We start from the raw sequence: 19,473 nt of genomic DNA, 5'->3' as shown, positions 1-19,473 counted from the left end.
TGGCACATGGCTTGCTATGCAGGAGCGAATCGTTTCGTTTTCCTGATCGATTCTTCCGTGTCTCGCCCAGCGCAAACGGGACCGGCGCGCTTCGCGCCCGATTTCATTCCCGCCGCCGCGCGGGAACCGTTTTTGTGCGATCGTACCCTTCAAGGGTAGACGCTTTCTTGGAAATTCCCTTATACTGCGCAGCAAGTCGCTGACTTTTCCCGGTGAATTACACGCCGATGCGTGCATGATCGCTGCAACCGGAAAGTCGGTTCAAGTATCCCGTCAACCGGAGCAACCTGCTCCTGCGGCGTCCGCATCTTCTTGCAGCCGCATCCTTGCCGTCTTCAGACGGTGCCTGGCCTGGGCAGCGCACGCGCGCTGTGCTGGCTGAACATGACAATCGAACGAACGCGGTAGCGTTCAAGCAGGACTCCGGACCATCGCATCGCTGGCCGGATGCGATGCCGTTTTTGTCGGTTCGATCCCGGCACGCCCGGGATCCGTACCTTCCATTCGCGACGCCTCACGGCGTTTTCGCGGCGTGTGGCCGTTCGCGCGCGCCGCTCCGATAAGGGGGCACTTTTCATGACTCGACGCACTGTCCGTATCGCGGGCAGCCTGCTGCTGGCCATCATCCTGTTGGGCTGGATCGCGCATGCGATCGGCGCCGACACATGGCGGCAATACTCGGGCGATCTCGTCTACTACACCGGCCGGCATCTGATGCTGGTGGGCTGCTCGATGGCACTCGCGATCCTGGCGGGCATTCCGGCCGGCGTCGCGCTGAGCCGGCCGTCCGCCTCGCGCCACGCCGAGCGCTTCATGCAGGTGTTCAACATCGGCAACACGGTGCCCTCGCTCGCGGTGCTCGCGATCGCGCTCGGCATCTTCGGCATCGGCGACGTTCCGGCGATCGTCGCGCTGTTCCTGGCTTCGCTGCTGCCGATCACGCGCAATGCCTACGAAGGCATGCGCAACGTGCCCGCCGCGCTGCGCGAGGCGGCGCGCGGCATCGGCATGACGCCATGGCAGTCGCTCATGCGCGTCGAGCTGCCGAACGCGCTGCCGATCATCATCGGCGGCGTGCGCACCGCGCTCGCGATCAACGTCGGCACCGCGCCGCTCGCCTACCTGATCGGTGCCGACAGCCTCGGCACGCTGATCTTCCCCGGCATCTACCTCGACAACCAGCAGATGCTGCTGCTCGGCGCGGCCTCCACGGCGGTGCTCGCGCTGCTGCTCGACGGCATCGTCGCGGCCGGCAGCCGCCATGTGTTCGCCCGCAACGGAGGTGCCGCATGAGTTTCGCGAAACTCGCCCGGTCCGCCGGCGCCACGCTGGCGCGCCGCTTCGCGGCGGCCGTCGCGCTGCTGCCGCTCGTCTCGCTGGCCTCGTTCTGCGCGCTCGCGAGCGCGCCGGCCGCGGCGCAGTCGTTGACGGTGGGCGGCAAGAACTTCACCGAGCAGTACGTGCTGGCCGAGATCACCTCGCAGTACCTGCGCTCGCGCGGCTACACCATCGAGACCCGCACCGGCCTCGGCAGCGTGCTGCTGCGCAGCGCGTTCGTGAACGGCCAGGTCGACGTGGTGTGGGATTACACCGGCACCGCCGCGCTCGTCTACGACAAGATCAAGGACAAGCTCTCGCCCGAGGCGATGTACCAGCGCGTCAAGGAGATCGACGGCAAGCAGGGCCTGGTGTGGCTCAACGCATCGCCGCTCAACAACACCTACGCGCTGGCGCTGCCGGCCGAGGCGGCGAAGCAGACCGGCATCCGCACCATCTCGCAACTGGCCGCGAAGATCGCGAGCGACCCGAAGGGGACGCGCCACACGTTCGGGATGGACGCGGAGTTCGCCAATCGTCCGGACGGCCTGAAGCCGCTGGAAGCCGCCTATCACCTGCATTTCCGCCGTTCGGAGACGAAGCAGATGGACGCGGGGCTGGTCTACACGGCGCTGCACAACAACCAGCTGACGATCGGCCTCGTCTACACCACCGACGGCCGCGTGCGCGGCTTCGGCATCGTGCCGCTCGAGGACGACCTGCACTTCTTCCCGCCCTACAACGCCACGCCGGTGGTGCGCGCGGAAGTGCTCAAGCGCAATCCGAAGCTCGCCACGCAGCTGAACGCGCTGTCGGCCGCGCTCAACAACGACGTGATGCTCGACATGAACAAGCGTGTCGACATCGACGGGGCCTCGGTGCAGCAGGTGGCGGCAGATTTCCTGCGCACGCACCCCTTACCGTGACCGGGAGACGACCATGACCGTCCAAGACTACCTGGCCGCCAACTGGCCTGAACTGCTCCAGCTCACGCTGCAGCACATCTATCTCGTCGGCATCGCGGTGGGCTGCGCGATCGTCGCCGGCGTGCCGCTCGGCGTCGTGATCAGCCGCCACGAATGGCTCGCGCCGCCGCTGCTCGGCATTGCCACCGTGATCCTCACGCTGCCTTCGATCGCGCTGTTCGGGCTGATGATCCCGATCTTCTCGCGCTTCGGGCAGGGCATCGGCGCGGTGCCGGCGATCACCGCCGTGTTCCTCTATTCGCTGCTGCCGATCATGCGCAACACCTATCTGGCGCTGCGCAACGTCGATGCCGGCATCAAGGAGGCCGGCATCGGCATCGGCATGACGTCGTGGCAGCGGCTGCGGCTCGTGGAGCTGCCGCTCGCGGTGCCGGTGATCCTCGGCGGCGTGCGCACGGCGGTGGTGATGAACATCGGCGTGATGACCATCGCGGCCGTGATCGGCGCGGGCGGGCTCGGCTCGCTGATCGTCCGCGCGATCGGACAGAGCAGCATGATGAAGCTGCTGGTGGGCGCGGTGCTCGTGAGCGTGCTCGCGATCGTCGCGGATCTGCTGTTGCAGGCGCTGCAGCGCGCATTGACACCGAAGGGAGTGCAGAAGACATGATCGAACTCGACCAACTGACGAAGACCTTCTCGCAGAAAGACGGCCAGCCGGTGCGCGCCGTCGATTCCGTGAGCCTGACCGTGCCGGAAGGCGAAATCTGCGTGTTCCTCGGCCCCTCGGGCTGCGGCAAGACCACCACGCTGAAGATGATCAACCGGCTGATCACGCCGACCTCCGGGCGCGTGCTGATCGACGGCGAGGACACCACCAGCCTGAACGAGGTGGACCTGCGCCGCCGCATCGGCTACGTGATCCAGCAGATCGGCCTGTTCCCGAACATGACGATCGAGGAAAACATCACGGTGGTGCCGCGCCTGCTCGGCTGGGACAGGAAGCGCTGCAAGGAGCGCGCGACCGAGCTGATGTCGATGGTGGCGCTCGATCCGAAGCTGTACCTGAAGCGCTATCCGCGCGAGCTGTCGGGCGGCCAGCAGCAGCGCATCGGCGTGGTGCGCGCGCTGGCGGCCGATCCGCCGGTGCTACTGATGGACGAGCCGTTCGGCGCGGTCGATCCGATCAACCGCGAATCGATCCAGAACGAGTTCTTCCAGATGCAGCGGCAGCTGAAGAAGACCGTGATCATGGTGAGCCACGACATCGACGAGGCGATCAAGCTCGGCGACCGCGTGGCCGTGTTCCGGCGCGGCAAGCTGGTGCAGTACGACCATCCCGACACGCTGCTCGCGCATCCGCGCGACGAGTTCGTCGGCCAGTTCGTGGGCCAGGACAGCACGCTCAAGCGCCTGCTGCTCGTGAAGGCCGGCGACGCGGCCGCGCAGCCGCCCACCGCGCGCGCCGACACGCCGCTCGCCGAGGCGTTCTCGATCATGGACGACAACGACAGCCGCTACCTGACCGTGGTGGACGACGCGCAGCACGCGCTCGGCTTCGTCGCGCGCCGTGTCGCGCGCGGCGCGACGGGCACCTGCGGCGAGCGGCTCAGCGAGTTCCCGGCCACCGTCTCGTCGGAGGACAACCTGCGGATCGTGCTGTCGAAGATGTACCAGTACCGCTCGTCGTGGATGCCGGTGCTCGATGGCGACGGCGCCTATCTCGGCGAGGTCACGCAGGACTCGATCGCCGACTACCTGAGCTCGGGCCGTTCGCGCCAGCAGACCGGCCAGCCGCCGCGCATCGTGACGGCGTAGGCGACACAGGCAACGCGCCGGTGGTTCCACCGGCCCGTGGTCGAACACGGCCCGGATCGTCCCGAACCTGGGCGATCCGGGCCGGTTTCGTTTTCAGGTTCGGAAAACCTGGCCGGAGCGGCCGAGGTAGTCAGAGTGGCCGTGCCGCTCAGTGCGGCACGCGGGCCAGCGTCAGCAGGGCCAGCAGTTCGTCGACGCTGAAGCGGCCGTCGAGCGTGACGCGTCCGCCGACCCAGTTGGGGCGGTTGCGCGCCGTGTCCCAGTCGATCCAGCCCGGCGCGCCGCGCAGGATGGCGACGGCGCTCTGCCTTGAGGTGCGTTCGTTGTCCGACATCGAGATTCGATTCCCTTCAGTGCCGCGCGTCGATTGAAACGGCCGGCGCCATGCGCGCGGAGCAGGGCAGGGCCGGCCGATGGAAAACGAGCGATTGTCGGTCGCGTGGCGGCGTCTGGATATCGGAATGGCTGGAGATGGCGCCGGTTTCCGCTGCGCCGCGCCGGCGAGCTTCAGGCACCGTGCCGGTATGCGCTCGGCGTCATGCCGGCCCACTTGCGGAACGCGCGCGTGAAGTTCGCCGGGTCGCTGAACTGCAGGCGCGCGGCGATCGTCTTCAGGTCGAGGTCGGAGGCGCGCAGCAGCTGCCGCGCATCGCGATGGCGCGCGTCGTCGAGCAGCGCGCGATAGCCGGCGCCGGCCTCGTCGAGCCGGCGCCGCAGCGTGCGCGTGGACACATGGAGGCGGCGCGCGAGCGCGCCCGGGTCCGGATAGCCGTCGGCGCCGAGCACCAGTTCCGCGCGCACGCGCTCGACCCAGTCGCCCTCGTCGTGGCGCACCGCCGCGTAGTCGCGCTCGACCTGCGCGAGCGCCTGGCGGTGCGCGACCTCGTCGGCGAACGCCAGTGGCCAGTCGAGCGCCTCGCGCGCCACCCACAGCGCATGCGCGTCGCAATCGAAGCGCACCGGCGGCAGGCGCTCGCGATAGCGCGCGAACCAGGGCGGCTGCGGCCACGCGAAACGCAGCTCGAGCGGCGGCGCGCCATCGGGCGCGCGCGGGCCGGTCAGCAGCGGCAGGCTCTGCGCGATGCCGGTCAGCACGAACTCGAACATGGTGTGATGGCGCAGCACCGGGCTCGCCTGCACGCCGGCGAGCGTCAGCGTCGCGCCGTCGCCGTGCTCGGCGTAGGTCAGCGTGTATTGCCGGTTGCGGGTGCGGAAGTAGCGCGCGTTGACGGCCAGCGCGGTGCGTAGGTCGGGCGCGGTGAGCGTGGCGTAGCCGAGGAAGCCGTGCGCCGACGGCCGCAGCCGCAGCCCGAGCGCGAAGCCGAGCCCCTCGTCGCCGGTCAGCCGGATCGCGTTCAGCACCAGCCGCGCCCATTGCGAGGGCGCGACCCGCGCATCGGGCTGCGCCAGCACCTCGTCGCGCAGGCCGGTGCCGGCGCGCACCTCGCGCGCGTCGAGGCCGCGCTCGTCGAACACCTGCAGCAGCAGGCGCGGGTAGGCCACCGGAATCGTCGGCCGCCGCAGCCCGAGGCCGTCCTTGCTTCCCATGCCGGTCACCGCCTTGATTCTGGCCACGAATGACAAGCATTATGGCTGTTTGACCCCTCACGCTCAAGGCGCCGCGCGCCTACGATCGGCGGATCACAAAAAAGAGACGCCCCGCCATCATGACCACTCCGTTCCCGCATCTGCTCGCGCCGCTCGATCTCGGCTTCACCACGCTGCGCAACCGCGTGCTGATGGGCTCCATGCATACCGGCCTCGAGGACAGCCGCAAGACGCTGCCGCGGCTCGCCGACTATTTCGCCGAACGCGCGCGCGGCGGCGTCGGGCTGATCGTCACCGGCGGCTTCGCGCCGAATCTGGCCGGCTGGACCAAGCCGTTCGGCGGCACGCTGGCCACCGGCGCCGCCGCGCGCCGCCATCGCGCGATCGCCGACGCGGTCCACACGGAAGGCGGCAAGATCGCGCTGCAGATCCTCCATACCGGCCGCTACGGCTATCACCCGCTCGCGGTCGCGCCGTCGCGCATCAAGTCGCCGATTTCGCCGTTCACGCCGCGCGCGCTGTCGGCGGCCGGCGTCGAACGGCAGATCCGTGCGTTCGTGCGCTGCGCGGCGCTGGCGCGCGAGGCCGGCTACGACGGCGTCGAGATCATGGGTTCCGAGGGCTACCTGATCAACCAGTTCCTCTCGCTGCACACCAACCGGCGCGACGACGCCTGGGGCGGCAGCTACGAGCACCGCATGCGCTTCCCGGTCGAGATCGTCGAGCGCACGCGCGAGGCGGTCGGCCGCGACTTCATCATCATCTACCGGCTGTCGATGCTGGACCTGATCCCGGCCGGCAGCGACTGGGACGAGACGGTGCGGCTCGCGAAGGCCGTCGAGCGCGCGGGCGCGACGCTGATCAACACCGGCATCGGCTGGCACGAGGCGCGCGTGCCGACCATCGCCACTTCGGTGCCGCGCGGCGCGTTCGCCTGGGTCACGCGCAAGATGAAGGGCGAGGTCGGCATTCCGCTGGTCACCACCAATCGCATCAACCGGCCGGAGCTGGCCGAGCAGATCCTCGCGGACGGCGCGGCCGACATGGTGTCGATGGCGCGGCCGTTCCTGGCCGACCCCGAGTTCGTGAGCAAGGCGGCGAGCGGGCGCGCCGACGAGATCAACGTCTGCATCGGCTGCAACCAGGCCTGTCTCGACCACGCGTTCAGGAACCGCATCGCCTCGTGCCTCGTCAATCCGCGCGCCTGCCACGAAACGCTGCTGAACTTTACGCCGGCCGTGCGCGTGAAGCGCATCGCGGTGGTGGGCGCGGGGCCGGCCGGGCTTTCCTGCGCGACGCAGCTGGCGCGGCGCGGGCACCAGGTCGAGCTGTTCGACGCGGCCGACGAGATCGGCGGCCAGTTCAACCTGGCCAAGCGGATTCCCGGCAAGGAGGAGTTCCACGAGACGCTGCGCTACTTCGGGCGGCAGATCGAGCTGAGCGGCGTGACGCTGCGGCTGGCCCGGCGCGTGGACGCCGACCAGCTGATCGCGGGCGGTTACGACGAGATCGTGCTGGCCACCGGCGTGGCGCCGCGCGACCCGCGCATCGCCGGCGGCGACGGCCCGAACGTGCTCGGCTATGCCGACGTGCTGAACGGCCGGCGGCCGGTGGGGGCGCGCGTCGCGGTGGTGGGGGCGGGCGGGATCGGCTTCGACGTGGCCGAGTACCTGGTCCACGCCGGCACCTCGCCGTCGCTCGACGCGGCCGCGTGGCGGGCCGAGTGGGGCGTGACCGACCCGGCGCTCGCGCGCGGCGGCATCGCGCCGGCACGCGTGGCGCCGCCGGCACGGCAGGTGACGCTGCTGCAGCGCAAGCCGGCGCCGCTCGGCAAGGGGCTCGGCAAGACCACCGGCTGGATCCACCGCGCGACGCTGAAGATGAAGGCGGTGGAGATGGTCGGCGGCGTCAACTACGAGCGCATCGACGCGAGCGGGCTGCACGTGACGTTCGGCGAGAAGCGCGAGCGGCCGACGCTGATCGAGGCCGACACGATCGTGCTGTGCGCCGGGCAGGAGTCGCGCCGCGACCTGCAGGCGCCGCTGCTGGCGGCGGGCCTCGCCGTGCATCTGATCGGCGGCGCCGAGCTGGCGGCCGAACTCGACGCGAAACGCGCGATCGAGCAGGGCGCCCGGCTGGCCGCGCGGCTCTGAGTGCCGCGCTGGCCGTGGCCCGGATGCAGCGGGAAACGGGCTGCAACCCGGGCTGCAAGCCGGGCCACGAGCCGGGCCACGAGCACGAGCCAGACGCGCAGGAAACACGGCTCGCCGCGGGCTGGACGAGCGGCCCGCGTGAGCGTTATTCTGTCGCGCGACACTGACGGTTTAGGAATACAAAGCTTTCATTTTCGTTGCGGCGAGCGTGCCTCGGAGATGGCCGCTTTCCTCATAACTGAAAGTATTCTGTAATGTTGTATGTAAGTATTTTGGAAGATTTGGCGAAGCCGTGGATCGCTTCAGCTTCGCGTCCAAAACGTCAAATTAGTATAGATTTTGATTTGTCAAGCCCCACTTTGATGCAGTCTGACAGCCCCGCGTCCGCCGCAGCCGTGAAAAAAAACCTAGTAAAAACAACGGCTTGATTGTGCGAAAAAAATGCAACGGAATGTTGCGATGCAAAAGGTCGCACTTCCATTTATCCTCGTTAACCCGGCGCGGTGTGATTTCTTTTGTTACATAGCTTTCAATCAAATTACATCGCGAGCGCGTCGCCGCCGCGAGCGAGCTGACATTACAAATCTTACGTTTCTTTCGTCTCAGTCGACCGACTCTCTGACCGGGTTTTCATAGGGTTTTTGCCGCCATGCAATCTGTACCATTTCTGAGCCTCGCGATCTGGACGCCGATCGTGTTCGGCGTGGCCGTCCTGCGCATCGGATCGGATCGTTATCCGCACCGGGCTCGGTGGCTCGCGCTGGTGGGCGCGATCGTCGGCCTGCTGCTGACCGTGCCGCTCGTCACCGGTTTCGACGCGCACAACACGGCGGTGCAGTTCACCGAATACAAGCCGTGGCTCGCGGCCTTCGGTTCGGCATGGCGAATGGGCGTGGACGGGCTGTCGCTGTGGCTGGTGGTGCTGTCGGCGTTCACCACGCTGGTGATCGTGATCGCCTCGTGGGAATCGGTCACGACGCGCGTGGCGCAATACCACGGCTCGTTCCTGATCCTGTCGGGGTTGATGATCGGCGTGTTCACCTCGCTCGACGGGATGCTGTTCTTCATCTTCTTCGAAGCCACGCTGATCCCGCTGTTCGTGCTGATCGGCACCTGGGGCCACGCGAACCGCTCGTATGCGGCGATCAAGTTCTTCTTCATCTCGTTCGCCGGCTCGCTGCTGATGCTGGCCGCGATGCTGTACCTGTTCGGCCTCACGCACACCTTCGACATGGCCGTCTGGCAGCACGCCCGGCTCGGCTTCGCGCCGCAGCTGCTGGTGTTCCTCGGCTTCTTCGCGGCGTTCGCGGTCAAGGTGCCGATGTGGCCGGTCCACACCTGGCTGCAGGACGTCTACACCGACGGCCCGACGGGCGCCGCGGTCTCGCTGGGGATGATCAAGATCGGCGGTTACGGCTTCCTGCGCTTCGCGTTGCCGATCACGCCCGACGCGGCCCACTACCTGGCGCCGGTGATGATCGGCCTGTCGCTCGTCGCGGTGGTCTACGCGAGCCTGCTGGCGCTGGCGCAGAAGGACATGGCCAAGATGCTGGCCTACTCGTCGGTCGCGCACATGGGCCTCGTCACGCTCGGCGTGTTCCTGTTCAACCAGATGAGCATCACCGGCGCGATCGTGCAGATGATCTCCTACGGTTTCGTGGCCGGCGCGATGTTCCTCTGCGTCGGCGCGCTCTACGATCGCACGCGCACCCGCGCGATCGCCGAATACAGCGGCGTGGTCAACACCATGCCGCGCCTCGCGCTGTTCGCCGTGCTGTTCGCGATGGCCAACGTCGGCCTGCCGGGCACCTCGGGCTTCGTCGGCGAATTCCTCGTGATCATGGGCGCCGTGCGCGTGAACTTCTGGATCGGCGCGATCGCCGCGCTGACCCTGATCCTGAGCGCCGCCTACACGCTCTGGATGTTGAAGCGCGTGATCTTCGGCGCGATCAAGCACGATCGCGTCGGCAAACTGATCGATCTGAGCCGTCGCGAGTCGATCGTGTTCGCGGCATTGGCCGTGATCGTGCTCGCAATCGGTATTTATCCGAAGCCGTTCACCGACGTGATCGACCCGGCCGCCGCCAATATCGTCGCGCAGCTCGAGCGCGCGAAGCCGGCGGACGACGGGGCGGGCGCCGCGCCGACGGCTTCCACGATCAGCGTTCAGACCGATGCGCGCATCCCGCGCACACCGACCTGAACGTCGACGCCACGCCTGAAAGCCCCACGGGGCGGGCGTGGCGAGCCGGTTCCCAGGCTGCGCAGGGACCGGCTGACAAGTTGCATGATGTGGCAACCTGTCGCACGGTGGCTTTTGGTAAAAATGATTTGCTAAGATTCACCGCTTTTTCCCACTTCGATGGACTTATGATGCTGGCGCTTGGCGAATCGGGGCATAGCCGGTTTGCTTTATCGTCCACGCGTAAATCAGGCAAATGTGATGAATAGAAAGGCTTTTAGAAGCTTCTTGCTTTTATTGGGCGCCGGGTTGCTTGTCTGTCTATCCGGTTGCAGCTACGACCTGCTGGATCCGAAAGGCAGCGTCGGTGTCGCTGAGAAAGGACTGATCTGGACTTCGACGTGGGTGATGCTGATCGTGGTCATCCCCGTGATCGTGCTGACGCTGCTGTTCGCGTGGCGCTATCGCGAGTCCAACCGCAACGCGACGTATGCGCCGAAATGGTCGCATTCGAACGCGATCGAAGTCGTCGTCTGGACGATTCCGACGCTGATCATCCTGTACCTTGGCATCCTCACCTGGAAGTCGACGCACGAGCTTGACCCGTACAAGCCGCTCGCCTCGAACGTGAAGCCGATCAACGTCGAAGTCGTTGCGCTCGACTGGAAGTGGCTGTTCATCTACCCGGATCTGGGTATCGCATCGGTGAACCAGCTCGCGATTCCGGTCGGCACGCCGGTGAACTTCCGCATCACGTCCGACTCGGTGATGAATTCGTTCTTCATCCCGCAGCTCGGCACGCAGGTGTACGCGATGGCCGGCATGCAGACGCGTCTGCACCTGATCGCCGACGAAGCGGGCGATTTCGCCGGCCTGTCCGCGAACTACAGCGGCCGCGGCTTCTCGGACATGAAGTTCCGTACGCTCGCCACGTCGCAGGGTGACTTCGATGCATGGGTGCAGAAGGTCCGCGCCTCGTCGCAGCGCCTCGACATGAACGAGTACACGAGCGTCGCGAAGCCGAGCGAAAAGGATCCGGTGCGTTTCTTCTCGACCGTCGATCCGCGCCTGTTCAATAACATCGTTGGCAAGTACAACAACGGCCACGTCATGGAATTCAATGACGCGTCGTGCAGTACGACGAAGGGGTAAGCATGTTCGGAAAACTTACACTCGACTCGATCCCGTATCACGAGCCAATCCTCGTGATCACGGCGCTCGGCGTCGGCATCGTCGGGGCGCTCGTGCTGGGCCTCGTCACTTACTTCGGTAAGTGGAAATATCTCTGGACCGAGTGGCTGACGAGCGTCGACCACAAGCGTCTTGGCGTGATGTACATCGCCGTTGCCCTCGTGATGCTGCTGCGCGGCTTCGCCGACGCGATCATGATGCGTACCCAGCTCGCGCTCGCGTACAACGCGCCGGGCTTCCTGCCGCCGCACCACTACGACCAGATCTTCACCGCGCACGGCGTCATCATGATCTTCTTCATGGCGATGGCGTTCATGGTGGGCCTGATGAACCTGGTGGTGCCGCTGCAGATCGGCGCGCGCGACGTGGCGTTCCCGTTCCTGAACTCGCTGTCGTTCTGGATGACGGCAGTGGGCGCGATCCTGCTGATGATCTCGCTGTTCATCGGTGAATTCGCGCAGACCGGCTGGCTCGCGTATCCGCCGCTCTCGGAGCTTGCGTACAGCCCCGGGGTAGGGGTGGATTACTACATCTGGGCGCTGCAGATCTCCGGGGTGGGCACGCTGCTGACCGGCGTGAACTTCTTCGTGACGATCATCAAGATGCGCGCGCCCGGCATGACGCTGATGAAGATGCCGGTGTTCACGTGGACGGCGCTCTGCACCAACGTGCTGATCATGGCGGCGTTCCCGATCCTGACCGTCACGCTGGCGCTGCTCGGCCTCGACCGTTATCTGGGGATGCACTTCTTCACGAATGACGGTGGCGGCAACGTCATGATGTACCTGAACCTGATCTGGGCCTGGGGTCACCCCGAGGTGTACATCCTGATCCTGCCGGCGTTCGGCGTGTTCTCGGAAGTCGTGGCGACCTACGCGAAGAAGCCGCTGTTCGGCTACAAGACGATGGTCTACGCAACCTGCGCGATCATGGTCCTGTCGTTCCTCGTGTGGCTGCACCACTTCTTCACGATGGGCTCGGGTGCCGACGTCAACGCGTTCTTCGGCATCGCCACGATGATCATTGCGATCCCGACCGGCGTGAAGATCTTCAACTGGCTGTTCACGATCTACCGTGGCCGCCTGGAATTCAGCGCGCCGATCCTCTGGACGCTGGGCTTCATGGTGACGTTCACGGTGGGCGGCATGACCGGCGTGATGATGGCGATCCCGGGCGCGGACTTCGTGCTGCACAACAGCCTGTTCCTGATCGCCCACTTCCACAACGTGATCATCGGCGGCGTGCTGTTCGGCTACCTGGCGGGCTTCAACTACTGGTTCCCGAAGGTGTTCGGCTTCAAGCTCAACGAGAAGCTCGGCAAGCGTGCGTTCTGGTTCTGGCAGTTCGGCTTCATCTTCGCCTTCACGCCGCTGTACGTGCTCGGCTTCATGGGCGTGACGCGTCGTCTGAACCACTACGACAACCCGTCCTGGCATCCGTGGATGGAAATCGCGCTGTTCGGCGCGGTGCTGGTGCTGATCGGCATCGTCCACCAGCTGCTGCAGCTGTACGTGTCGATCCGCGACCGCAACCTGCCGGGCAACCGTGACCTGACGGGCGATCCGTGGAACGGCCACACGCTCGAGTGGGCAACGTCCTCGCCGCCGGCTTCGTACAACTTCGCGATCATCCCGACGATCCACGAACTCGACGAAGTGTCGTACCGCAAGGAACGCGGCCTCGGCTTCGGTCTCGAGAAGGGCCAGCAGTACGAGGACATCCACATGCCCTCGAACACGAGCGCGGGCTTCTTCATCGGCATGTTCTCGCTGGTGCTCGGCTTTGCCGGCGTCTGGCACATCTGGTGGATGGCCATCATCGGCTTCGTCGGCATCGTTGCGACCGCGATCATCTACAGCTCGCAGAAGAACGAGGGCTACTACATTCCGGCCGACACGGTGCGGAAGATCGAAGAGCAGCGTGGCGGCGCGCGCGTCGCGGTACCGCGTCCTGCTGAAGTGGAACTGGAGGCCAACTGATGGCACAAAGCACCCTGACTGCCGATCACCATCACGCGGCAGAGCATCACCATCCGCCGTCGCATTCGGTGTTCGGCTTCTGGCTGTACCTGATGACCGACTGTATCCTGTTCGGCACGCTGTTCGCCGTGTTCGCGGTGATGCAGCACGAGTTCGCCGGCGGCCCCACGGCCAAGGATCTGTTCGACATCCCGGGCGTCGCGCTCGAAACGGCGGCGCTGCTGCTGAGCTCGATCACCTACGGCTTCGCCATGATCGGCGCGCACCGCAACAACCGCGGTGCCGTGTTCGGCTGGCTGGCCGTGACGTTCCTGCTCGGCGCGTCGTTCCTGTTCATGGAAATCCGCGAGTTCACGCACCTGATCGCCGATGGCGCGGGTCCGGACCGCAGCGGCTTCCTGTCGTCGTTCTTCACGCTGGTGGCCACTCACGGTCTGCACGTGACGATGGGCCTGATCTGGATGGTCGTGCTGGTGGTCCAGATCGCGCGCAACCCGGAGCTGTCGGAGCAGGACGTGCGTCGCCTGACGTGCCTGAGTCTGTTCTGGCACTTCTTGGACATCGTCTGGATCTGCGTGTTTACCTTCGTCTACCTCGTGAGTGTGATCTAAATGGCCCATTCGCATACGCATGCGTCGCACGACGACGCCTCGCACGGCACCGTCAGCAGCTACCTGGTCGGGTTCGTGCTGTCGGTGATCCTGACGGCCGCGTCGTTCGGCGTGGTGCTCGGCGGCTGGTTCTCGACCAACGAAGTCAAGATCCTCGTGCTGGCCGCGCTGGCCGCCGTGCAGATCGTGGTTCACCTGATTTTCTTCCTGCACATGAACGGCTCGTCGAGCCAGCGCTGGAACGTGACCGCCTTCGCCTACACGGTGTTGACGGTGGTGATCCTGATCGTCGGTTCGCTGTGGATCATGCACAACGTCAGCATCAACATGATGTCGCGCTGATCGAGCGCCGGCCTGCTTCGCCCGGATTGACGGGCGAGGCGGTCGAAAAGAAAGCCGCCCGTCGGGGCGGCTTTTTTTTTGTTTGCGTGGCCGGAGCCGTGCCGCTCAGGGGATGATGTCCGGCAGCAAGTTGTTGTCCTTGATGTACGTGTCGCTATCGCACCAGGTGAACAGCGCCTGCCCGTCCCGATCGTGCCTGGCGTAATCGATCTTGGGGTCGTTCGGGCCGCTGACCTGCACCATGGTGGCGTCGGGAAATGCGGCGGCAATGCCCAGCGATTTTTTCAATTCGTCGGGCGTGAAGGCATGCGAAAAATTGCCGTCGTCGTCGCCATGAAAACCGTAATAGACGGTGATTTTCCCGGCCGCCTCGATCTGTGGCGCCACCACTGCCAGCTTTTTGGCGAATCCGTCGACGTCGGATTGGCCGTCGTTGGTGAACACGTTCTTCGGGTACGACATGATCTGGTCCGGCATGATCGATTCCTTGAATTGAGTTGAAAGCGTCGTTGCCCGGCCGGCCATGCCCGTCAATGCACGCCAATCGTGAGGTTTGTCCCTGGCAGCAACGGCCGTGAACGGAAGGTGGCGCGTGGCGGGCTTCACACCACGCGACGCGGAACCCGCGGCCCACGGAATCGAGTATCCCCGGCAAGGAATCGCGGCGATTGAGTGAAACGACGGGAAATACGAAGAAAACAGCGATTCCGGTATCGGGCAAGCCGCGCGCCCTTCGGCGGCGGTGGCGTCGGCGCAAACCCCCGCACGCACGTAAGACTCCGTAAGCCGTCTTAAGGCGAAGCAAGCATGAGCGCACCGGCTTCGCTTATAGTCACCGGATTGCAAGCCGGCGCGGCGGGCCGTTGCCGCGTTTCACCGTCCGTTTCCGTTTCTTACCGTTTTCCCGAGCACATGTCCGATACGCCCATCCAGGTCCTGCTGGTCGACGACGATGCCGCGCTGCGCGATCTGCTCCGTACTTTTTTCCAGCAACGCGGCATCGAGGTGTCGGTGCTGCACGACGCCACCACGCTGGAGCGGCGCCTCGAGCGCGAGCGGCCGTCGGTGATCGTGCTCGACCTGATGATGCCCGGCATCGACGGGCTGACCGTGCTCAAGCAGCTGCGCGCGAGCGGCGACACGATTCCGGTGATCATGCTGACGGCGCGCGCCGACGGCGTCGATCGCGTGATCGGCCTCGAACTCGGCGCCGACGACTATCTCGGCAAGCCGTTCATGCCGCAGGAACTGCTCGCGCGGATCCACGCGGTGCTGCGCCGCCACGCGCCGGCCGGCCTCGCGCGGCCCGCCGCCGAGCGGCGCGAGGCGCTGCGCTTCGGCCCGTTCCGGCTCGACTTCACGACCCGCACGCTGTATCGCGACACCGAGGCGCTCAAGCTCACGGGCGGCGAATACGCGCTGCTCGAAGTGTTCGCGATGCATCCGATGGAGACGCTCTCGCGCGCGCGGCTGCTCGACATGCTGCACGGGCCGTATTCGAACCTGACCGAGCGCGGCATCGACGTGCCGGTCTGGCGCCTGCGCCGCCTGCTGGAAGACGACCCGGCCCAGCCACGCTACGTGCAGACGATGCGCGGCGTCGGCTACATGTTCGTGCCCGGCGGCGATGCTGATGAAGCGCCGGTTTGACACGCTGTTCGTCCGGCTCGCGTTGATGGCGATCGGCCTCGTGCTGGTGGTCCACGCGATCGGCCTGGTGCTGCTCGACCGCGAGCGGCTGCGCCTGGAAGTGGAGCAGACGCGCCGCGTGATCGCGCTGTCCACGCAGGCGCAGGCGAGCGGCAGCGCGCTCGGGCTCGCGGTCAGCGCGATGCTCGGCACCTCGTTCGTCGACGTGAAGGACGCCGTGGCGTTCGGTTGCCCGAAGCCCTGCGTCGACACCTACGGCCCGTTCGAGCGCCATCTGCGCGAGGCCATGCCGCCCGGCACGCACGTGGTGGGCGACGGTAGCTCGCGCACCATCTGGGCACGCTACCCGGGCGCGCGTTACTGGATCACGCTGCCCTCGACGATGCCGTCGGTCACGCGCTTCATCGGCGCCTCGTCGCTGACGATGCTGATCGGCATCGGCCTCGCGATCTTCGGCGCGTGGCGCATCCAGCGCCCGCTGCGGCGGCTCGCGCAGGCGGTGCGCGATTTCCGGCTCGGCAACCGGCAGCCGGCGGTGCCGGTCGGCGGCCCGCGCGAGGTCAAGGACGTGATCGCGAACTTCAACGAGATGGTGAGCGAACTCGCGCAGGGCGAGCAGGAGCGCGCGGTGATGCTGGCGGGCCTCGCGCACGACCTGCGCGCGCCGATCACGCGCATGCAGGTGCGCGCCGACCTGCTGCCCGACCAGGCCACGCGCAACGGTTTCCTGCGCGATGCCGAGGCGCTCTCGCGGATCGTCACGCAGTTCCTCGATTTCGCGGGCGAGGGCGTGCAGCCGTCGCCGACCGCGAGCGTCGACGCGCACTGCCGTCAGCATTACGGCGGCGAACTCGACGACGCGCTGGTCAGCGTCGACCTGCGCGCCGGCGAGGGCTTCCGGCTGCCGCTCGTCGATCTCGACCGGATTCTGTCGAACCTGATCGAGAACGCGATGACCTACGGCGAGCCGCCGGTGGAGATCGCCACGGTGGCGCTCGCGCAGGGTTACCGGCTGGTGGTGCGCGACCACGGCCCGGGCATTCCCGAGGCCGAACTCGAACGCGCGCAGCGGCCGTTCGTGCGGCTCGACGCGGCGCGCGGCGGCGACGCGCATTGCGGGCTCGGGCTCGCGATCGTCAAGCGGCTGGTGCGCCAGCGGCGCGGCAGCTTCGTCGCCTCGAACGCCGACGACGGCGGCTTCGTGGTCACCATGACGTTCCCGGCGGCGTGACGCAACGAGCGGGCGGCGCGCGGCCCGGCGGCGCTGCCGTATCCGCGAGGGCGGCTCGCCGCTCCGCCGTTGCGCCGTTGCGCCGGAACGCCCGACGGCGATGCGCGGCCAGCTTGCCGGTCGTGCTTGCGCGTTCGCGCGCGAGCCCCGAGAATCGTCGTTCCCGTTCAACCGAACCCAGACGACGAGCGACCTCATGGCTTACGACGACAACAACATCTTCGCGAAGATCCTGCGCGGCGAGCTGCCCTGCACGAAGGTCTGCGAGACCGATACGACGATCGCGTTCATGGACATCATGCCCCAGTCGCCGGGGCACGTGCTGATCGTGCCGAAGGAAGCGGCGGTGATGCTCTACGAGCTGTCCGACGAGGCGGCGGCCGAATGCATCCGCCTGAGCAAGCGCGTCGCGCTCGCGATCCGCGAGGCGCTGCAGCCGGACGGCCTGTTCGTCGGCCAGTTCAACGGCGAGGCGGCCGGACAGACGGTGCCGCACGTCCACTTCCACCTGATCCCGCGCTGGGCCACCCAGCCGCTCGGCGCGCACTCGCGCGAGGTGGCCGATCCGGCCGAACTGACGGCGATGGCCGAGCGGATTCGCGCGGCGCTGAAGTAAGGGAAGGCGGCGCGGCCGGTCGCGATTCAGTCACGCATCGGCCACGCCTTCCCGTCACATTCTCATCACCCACTCGCCGGCCACACCCGGTTCGCCGTCAGGCGGCCTCGCGCGGCCGTTCGCCGTGGCGGCGCGGCTCGCGTTGGCACCTTATCCGGCATCTTATCCGGCACCTCACCCGCCACCTCACAGCTGGCCGTCCACCGGCAGCATCCGGAACAGCCCCGTCAGCGCGTTACGCAGCAGCCCCGCGTGCGGATCGACGCTGTAGGTACGCTGCTGGCCATCCTCCACGTCGGTCCAGACCAGCGGCGAATGCCAGCCGTTCGGCGACGGCGACGGATCGGCCAGCGTCACGCGGTAGCTCTCGGTCGGCGCCGTGACGTGGTCGAACAGCGTGGCGACCTCGCCGGCCAGCTGCGGGCTGCGGATCACCAGCGCGAGTTCGGTGTTGAGGTAGGCCGAGCGCGGATCGAGATTGAGCGAGCCGATCACGAGCGTGCTGCGGTCCACCACGTAGGCCTTCGCATGCAGGCTCGCGCGCGACTGCGAGCCGAACATCCGCACGGTCGAGCCTTGCGGCTGCTCGGCACGGAATTCGTAGAGCTCCACGCCGCGTTCGAGCAGCGGCACGCGGTAGGGCGCGTAGCCGGCCTGCACGGCCACCGCGTCGGTGGCCGCGAGCGAATTGGTCAGCACGGCCACCCGCACGCCGCGCGCGGCGAGCTGGCCGAGCGCCTCGACGCCGGCATCGTGCGGCACGAAGTATGGCGAGATCAGCAGGAATTCGCGGCGCGCCTCCTTGGTCAGCATCGCCAGCTGCTGCATCGGCGGGCTCTGGTAGGTGCCGGCCGCCATCGTGATCTTCTCCGGCGAATCGACCGCGAACGTCGCGTTGGCCCACACCAGCCCGAGCTGCTCGCGCGCGATCTGGTCGGCGAGCGGCGTGGCGTTCAGCGGCTTCGCGTCGTAGGGCGTGGCGTTCTCGCGCCAGTGCTCGCGCAGCGCGTCGCGCGTGCGGTCGAGATCCTGCGGATCGAAATGCTGGTGATTGAGCACGCGCAGCGGGTAGGCGCTCGCGCTCGCCCAGTAGGTGTCGAAGCTGCGCGAGATGTCGGCCGTGACGGGGCCGGCCGCGAGCACGTCGAGATCGCGGAACTGCAGCGTCGGGCTCGCGCTGAAATACTCGTCGCCGAGGTTGCGGCCGCCGACGATCGCGAGCTGGTTGTCGGCGATCATCGCCTTGTTGTGCATGCGCCGCGTGAAGCGGTCGATCTTCGAGACGAAATCGGCGGTGCGCGCGAACACGCCGCGCTGGGTCGCCCCGAACGGGTTGAACACGCGGATCTCGATGTTCGGATGCGCGTTCAACGACGCCATCACCTGCCCGATGTCCTTGAAGTTCAGGTCGTCCACCAGCATCCGCACCCGCACGCCGCGATCGGCCGCGTAGAGCGCCGCGGCCAGCAGCAGCTTGCCGGTGGTGTCCTCGGTGGCGATGTAGTACTGCATGTCGAGCGTCTTGGTGGCGGCGCGCGCGAGCGCGATGCGCATCTGCAGCGCGTCGGTGCCCACCGACAGCACGCGAAAGCCCGACTGCCCCGGATGCGCGCGCTCGGGCGCCGCGAGCGCGTCGTGCAGCGGCGTGGGCGTGTCCGGCGGCAGCGCGTGCGAGACGGGGCGCGACAGCGTGGTGGCGGGCGGATGCGTGGCGCAGCCGGCGAGCCACAGCGCGGCCAGGCCGGCTGCGGCGAAGCGGCGAGCCGCGTGCGCCGGATGGCGGACGCACGGCTCGCGACGGACGGGGATGGCCGGCACGCTGCGGACTCCTTGGGGATGCGAGGCGAGTGGGGCGCCGGCGGGCGGGAACGCCGGGCGCGGTGTGCGCAACGATTCTACGGGCGAGCCCCGC

General features: G+C 67.0%; 17 protein-coding genes. 13 read left to right on the top strand and 4 right to left on the bottom strand.

Annotated features, from left to right (window positions below; translation table 11 throughout):
- Positions 1-576 precede the first annotated feature (576 nt).
- From BpN12_RS11135 to BpN12_RS11120, 4 genes are read left to right on the top strand one after another with little or no spacing between them, the layout of a single operon-like run.
- Positions 577-1,293, top strand: coding sequence for an ABC transporter permease (locus BpN12_RS11135; protein WP_246792653.1), 717 nt, complete (start codon positions 577-579; stop codon positions 1,291-1,293).
- Positions 1,290-2,243 (top strand): glycine betaine ABC transporter substrate-binding protein, encoded by a 954-nt coding sequence (locus tag BpN12_RS11130; RefSeq protein ID WP_246792651.1) that lies wholly within the window; start codon positions 1,290-1,292, stop codon positions 2,241-2,243. The genes BpN12_RS11135 and BpN12_RS11130 overlap by 4 nt, the downstream gene beginning before the upstream one ends.
- Before the next feature lie 13 nt (positions 2,244-2,256).
- Entirely contained in the window at positions 2,257-2,910 is a 654-nt protein-coding gene (locus tag BpN12_RS11125) for an ABC transporter permease (protein WP_246792649.1), read from the top strand.
- A complete protein-coding gene (locus BpN12_RS11120) occupies positions 2,907-4,058 on the top strand; it encodes an osmoprotectant ABC transporter ATP-binding protein OsmV (RefSeq protein WP_246792648.1) in 1,152 nt (383 codons plus the stop codon). Before BpN12_RS11125 ends, BpN12_RS11120 begins: the two co-directional genes overlap by 4 nt.
- Positions 4,059-4,206: 148 nt before the next feature.
- Here the strand turns inward: BpN12_RS11120 and BpN12_RS11115 are convergent, their stop codons facing one another.
- Together BpN12_RS11115 and BpN12_RS11110 are read right to left on the bottom strand one after the other, a co-directional pair.
- Positions 4,207-4,392, bottom strand: a complete 186-nt coding sequence (locus BpN12_RS11115) for a hypothetical protein (RefSeq protein ID WP_246792646.1) — start codon at positions 4,390-4,392, stop codon at positions 4,207-4,209.
- A 173-nt stretch (positions 4,393-4,565) separates the two neighbouring features.
- Complete coding sequence (locus BpN12_RS11110) at positions 4,566-5,606, bottom strand: AraC family transcriptional regulator (RefSeq protein WP_425306260.1); 1,041 nt, start codon at positions 5,604-5,606, stop codon at positions 4,566-4,568.
- Between the two features lie 119 nt (positions 5,607-5,725).
- On the opposite strand from BpN12_RS11110, the gene BpN12_RS11105 reads away from it, so the two are divergent.
- The 6 genes from BpN12_RS11105 (at position 5,726) to cyoD (ending at position 14,064) form a co-directional block, all read left to right on the top strand.
- Positions 5,726-7,759 carry an NADPH-dependent 2,4-dienoyl-CoA reductase gene (locus tag BpN12_RS11105; RefSeq protein ID WP_246792644.1) on the top strand — a complete coding sequence of 678 codons (2,034 nt, stop codon included), beginning with the start codon at positions 5,726-5,728 and terminating at the stop codon, positions 7,757-7,759.
- Between the two features lie 649 nt (positions 7,760-8,408).
- Entirely contained in the window at positions 8,409-9,962 is a 1,554-nt protein-coding gene (locus BpN12_RS11100; protein WP_246792643.1) for a complex I subunit 4 family protein, read from the top strand.
- A gap of 240 nt (positions 9,963-10,202) precedes the next feature.
- A complete protein-coding gene (gene cyoA, locus BpN12_RS11095) occupies positions 10,203-11,093 on the top strand; it encodes a ubiquinol oxidase subunit II (protein WP_246792642.1) in 891 nt (296 codons plus the stop codon).
- 2 nt (positions 11,094-11,095) lie between these two features.
- A complete protein-coding gene (gene cyoB / locus BpN12_RS11090; RefSeq protein ID WP_246792641.1) occupies positions 11,096-13,111 on the top strand; it encodes a cytochrome o ubiquinol oxidase subunit I in 2,016 nt (671 codons plus the stop codon).
- Complete coding sequence (gene cyoC, locus BpN12_RS11085) at positions 13,111-13,722, top strand: cytochrome o ubiquinol oxidase subunit III (RefSeq protein ID WP_042628642.1); 612 nt, start codon at positions 13,111-13,113, stop codon at positions 13,720-13,722. Before cyoB ends, cyoC begins: the two co-directional genes overlap by 1 nt.
- Positions 13,723-14,064 carry a cytochrome o ubiquinol oxidase subunit IV gene (gene cyoD / locus BpN12_RS11080; RefSeq protein ID WP_042628641.1) on the top strand — a complete coding sequence of 114 codons (342 nt, stop codon included), beginning with the start codon at positions 13,723-13,725 and terminating at the stop codon, positions 14,062-14,064.
- A gap of 105 nt (positions 14,065-14,169) precedes the next feature.
- On the opposite strand, the gene BpN12_RS11075 is transcribed toward cyoD, so the two are convergent.
- The gene (locus tag BpN12_RS11075; RefSeq protein ID WP_246792640.1) at positions 14,170-14,835 is read right to left on the bottom strand and encodes a hypothetical protein; all 666 of its coding nucleotides are present in this window, start codon (positions 14,833-14,835) and stop codon (positions 14,170-14,172) included.
- 141 nt (positions 14,836-14,976) lie between these two features.
- On the opposite strand from BpN12_RS11075, the gene BpN12_RS11070 reads away from it, so the two are divergent.
- The 3 genes from BpN12_RS11070 (at position 14,977) to BpN12_RS11060 (ending at position 17,561) form a co-directional block, all read left to right on the top strand.
- On the top strand, positions 14,977-15,714 hold the full coding sequence (locus BpN12_RS11070; protein WP_246792639.1) for a response regulator: 738 nt from the start codon (positions 14,977-14,979) through the stop codon (positions 15,712-15,714).
- On the top strand, positions 15,698-16,945 hold the full coding sequence (locus tag BpN12_RS11065; protein ID WP_246792638.1) for an ATP-binding protein: 1,248 nt from the start codon (positions 15,698-15,700) through the stop codon (positions 16,943-16,945). Before BpN12_RS11070 ends, BpN12_RS11065 begins: the two co-directional genes overlap by 17 nt.
- Positions 16,946-17,141: 196 nt before the next feature.
- Positions 17,142-17,561, top strand: coding sequence for an HIT family protein (locus BpN12_RS11060; protein WP_246792637.1), 420 nt, complete (start codon positions 17,142-17,144; stop codon positions 17,559-17,561).
- 186 nt (positions 17,562-17,747) lie between these two features.
- Here the strand turns inward: BpN12_RS11060 and BpN12_RS11055 are convergent, their stop codons facing one another.
- Positions 17,748-19,379: a phospholipase D family protein gene (locus tag BpN12_RS11055; protein ID WP_246792636.1), complete on the bottom strand. Its 1,632-nt coding sequence runs from the start codon at positions 19,377-19,379 to the stop codon at positions 17,748-17,750.
- Positions 19,380-19,473 lie beyond the last annotated feature (94 nt).

This window comes from Burkholderia perseverans (assembly GCF_022870505.1).
Taxonomy (GTDB): domain Bacteria; phylum Pseudomonadota; class Gammaproteobacteria; order Burkholderiales; family Burkholderiaceae; genus Burkholderia; species Burkholderia plantarii.
The sequence above is the reverse complement of the archived record's forward strand: the minus strand, read 5'-3'. Positions and strand labels throughout refer to the sequence as shown.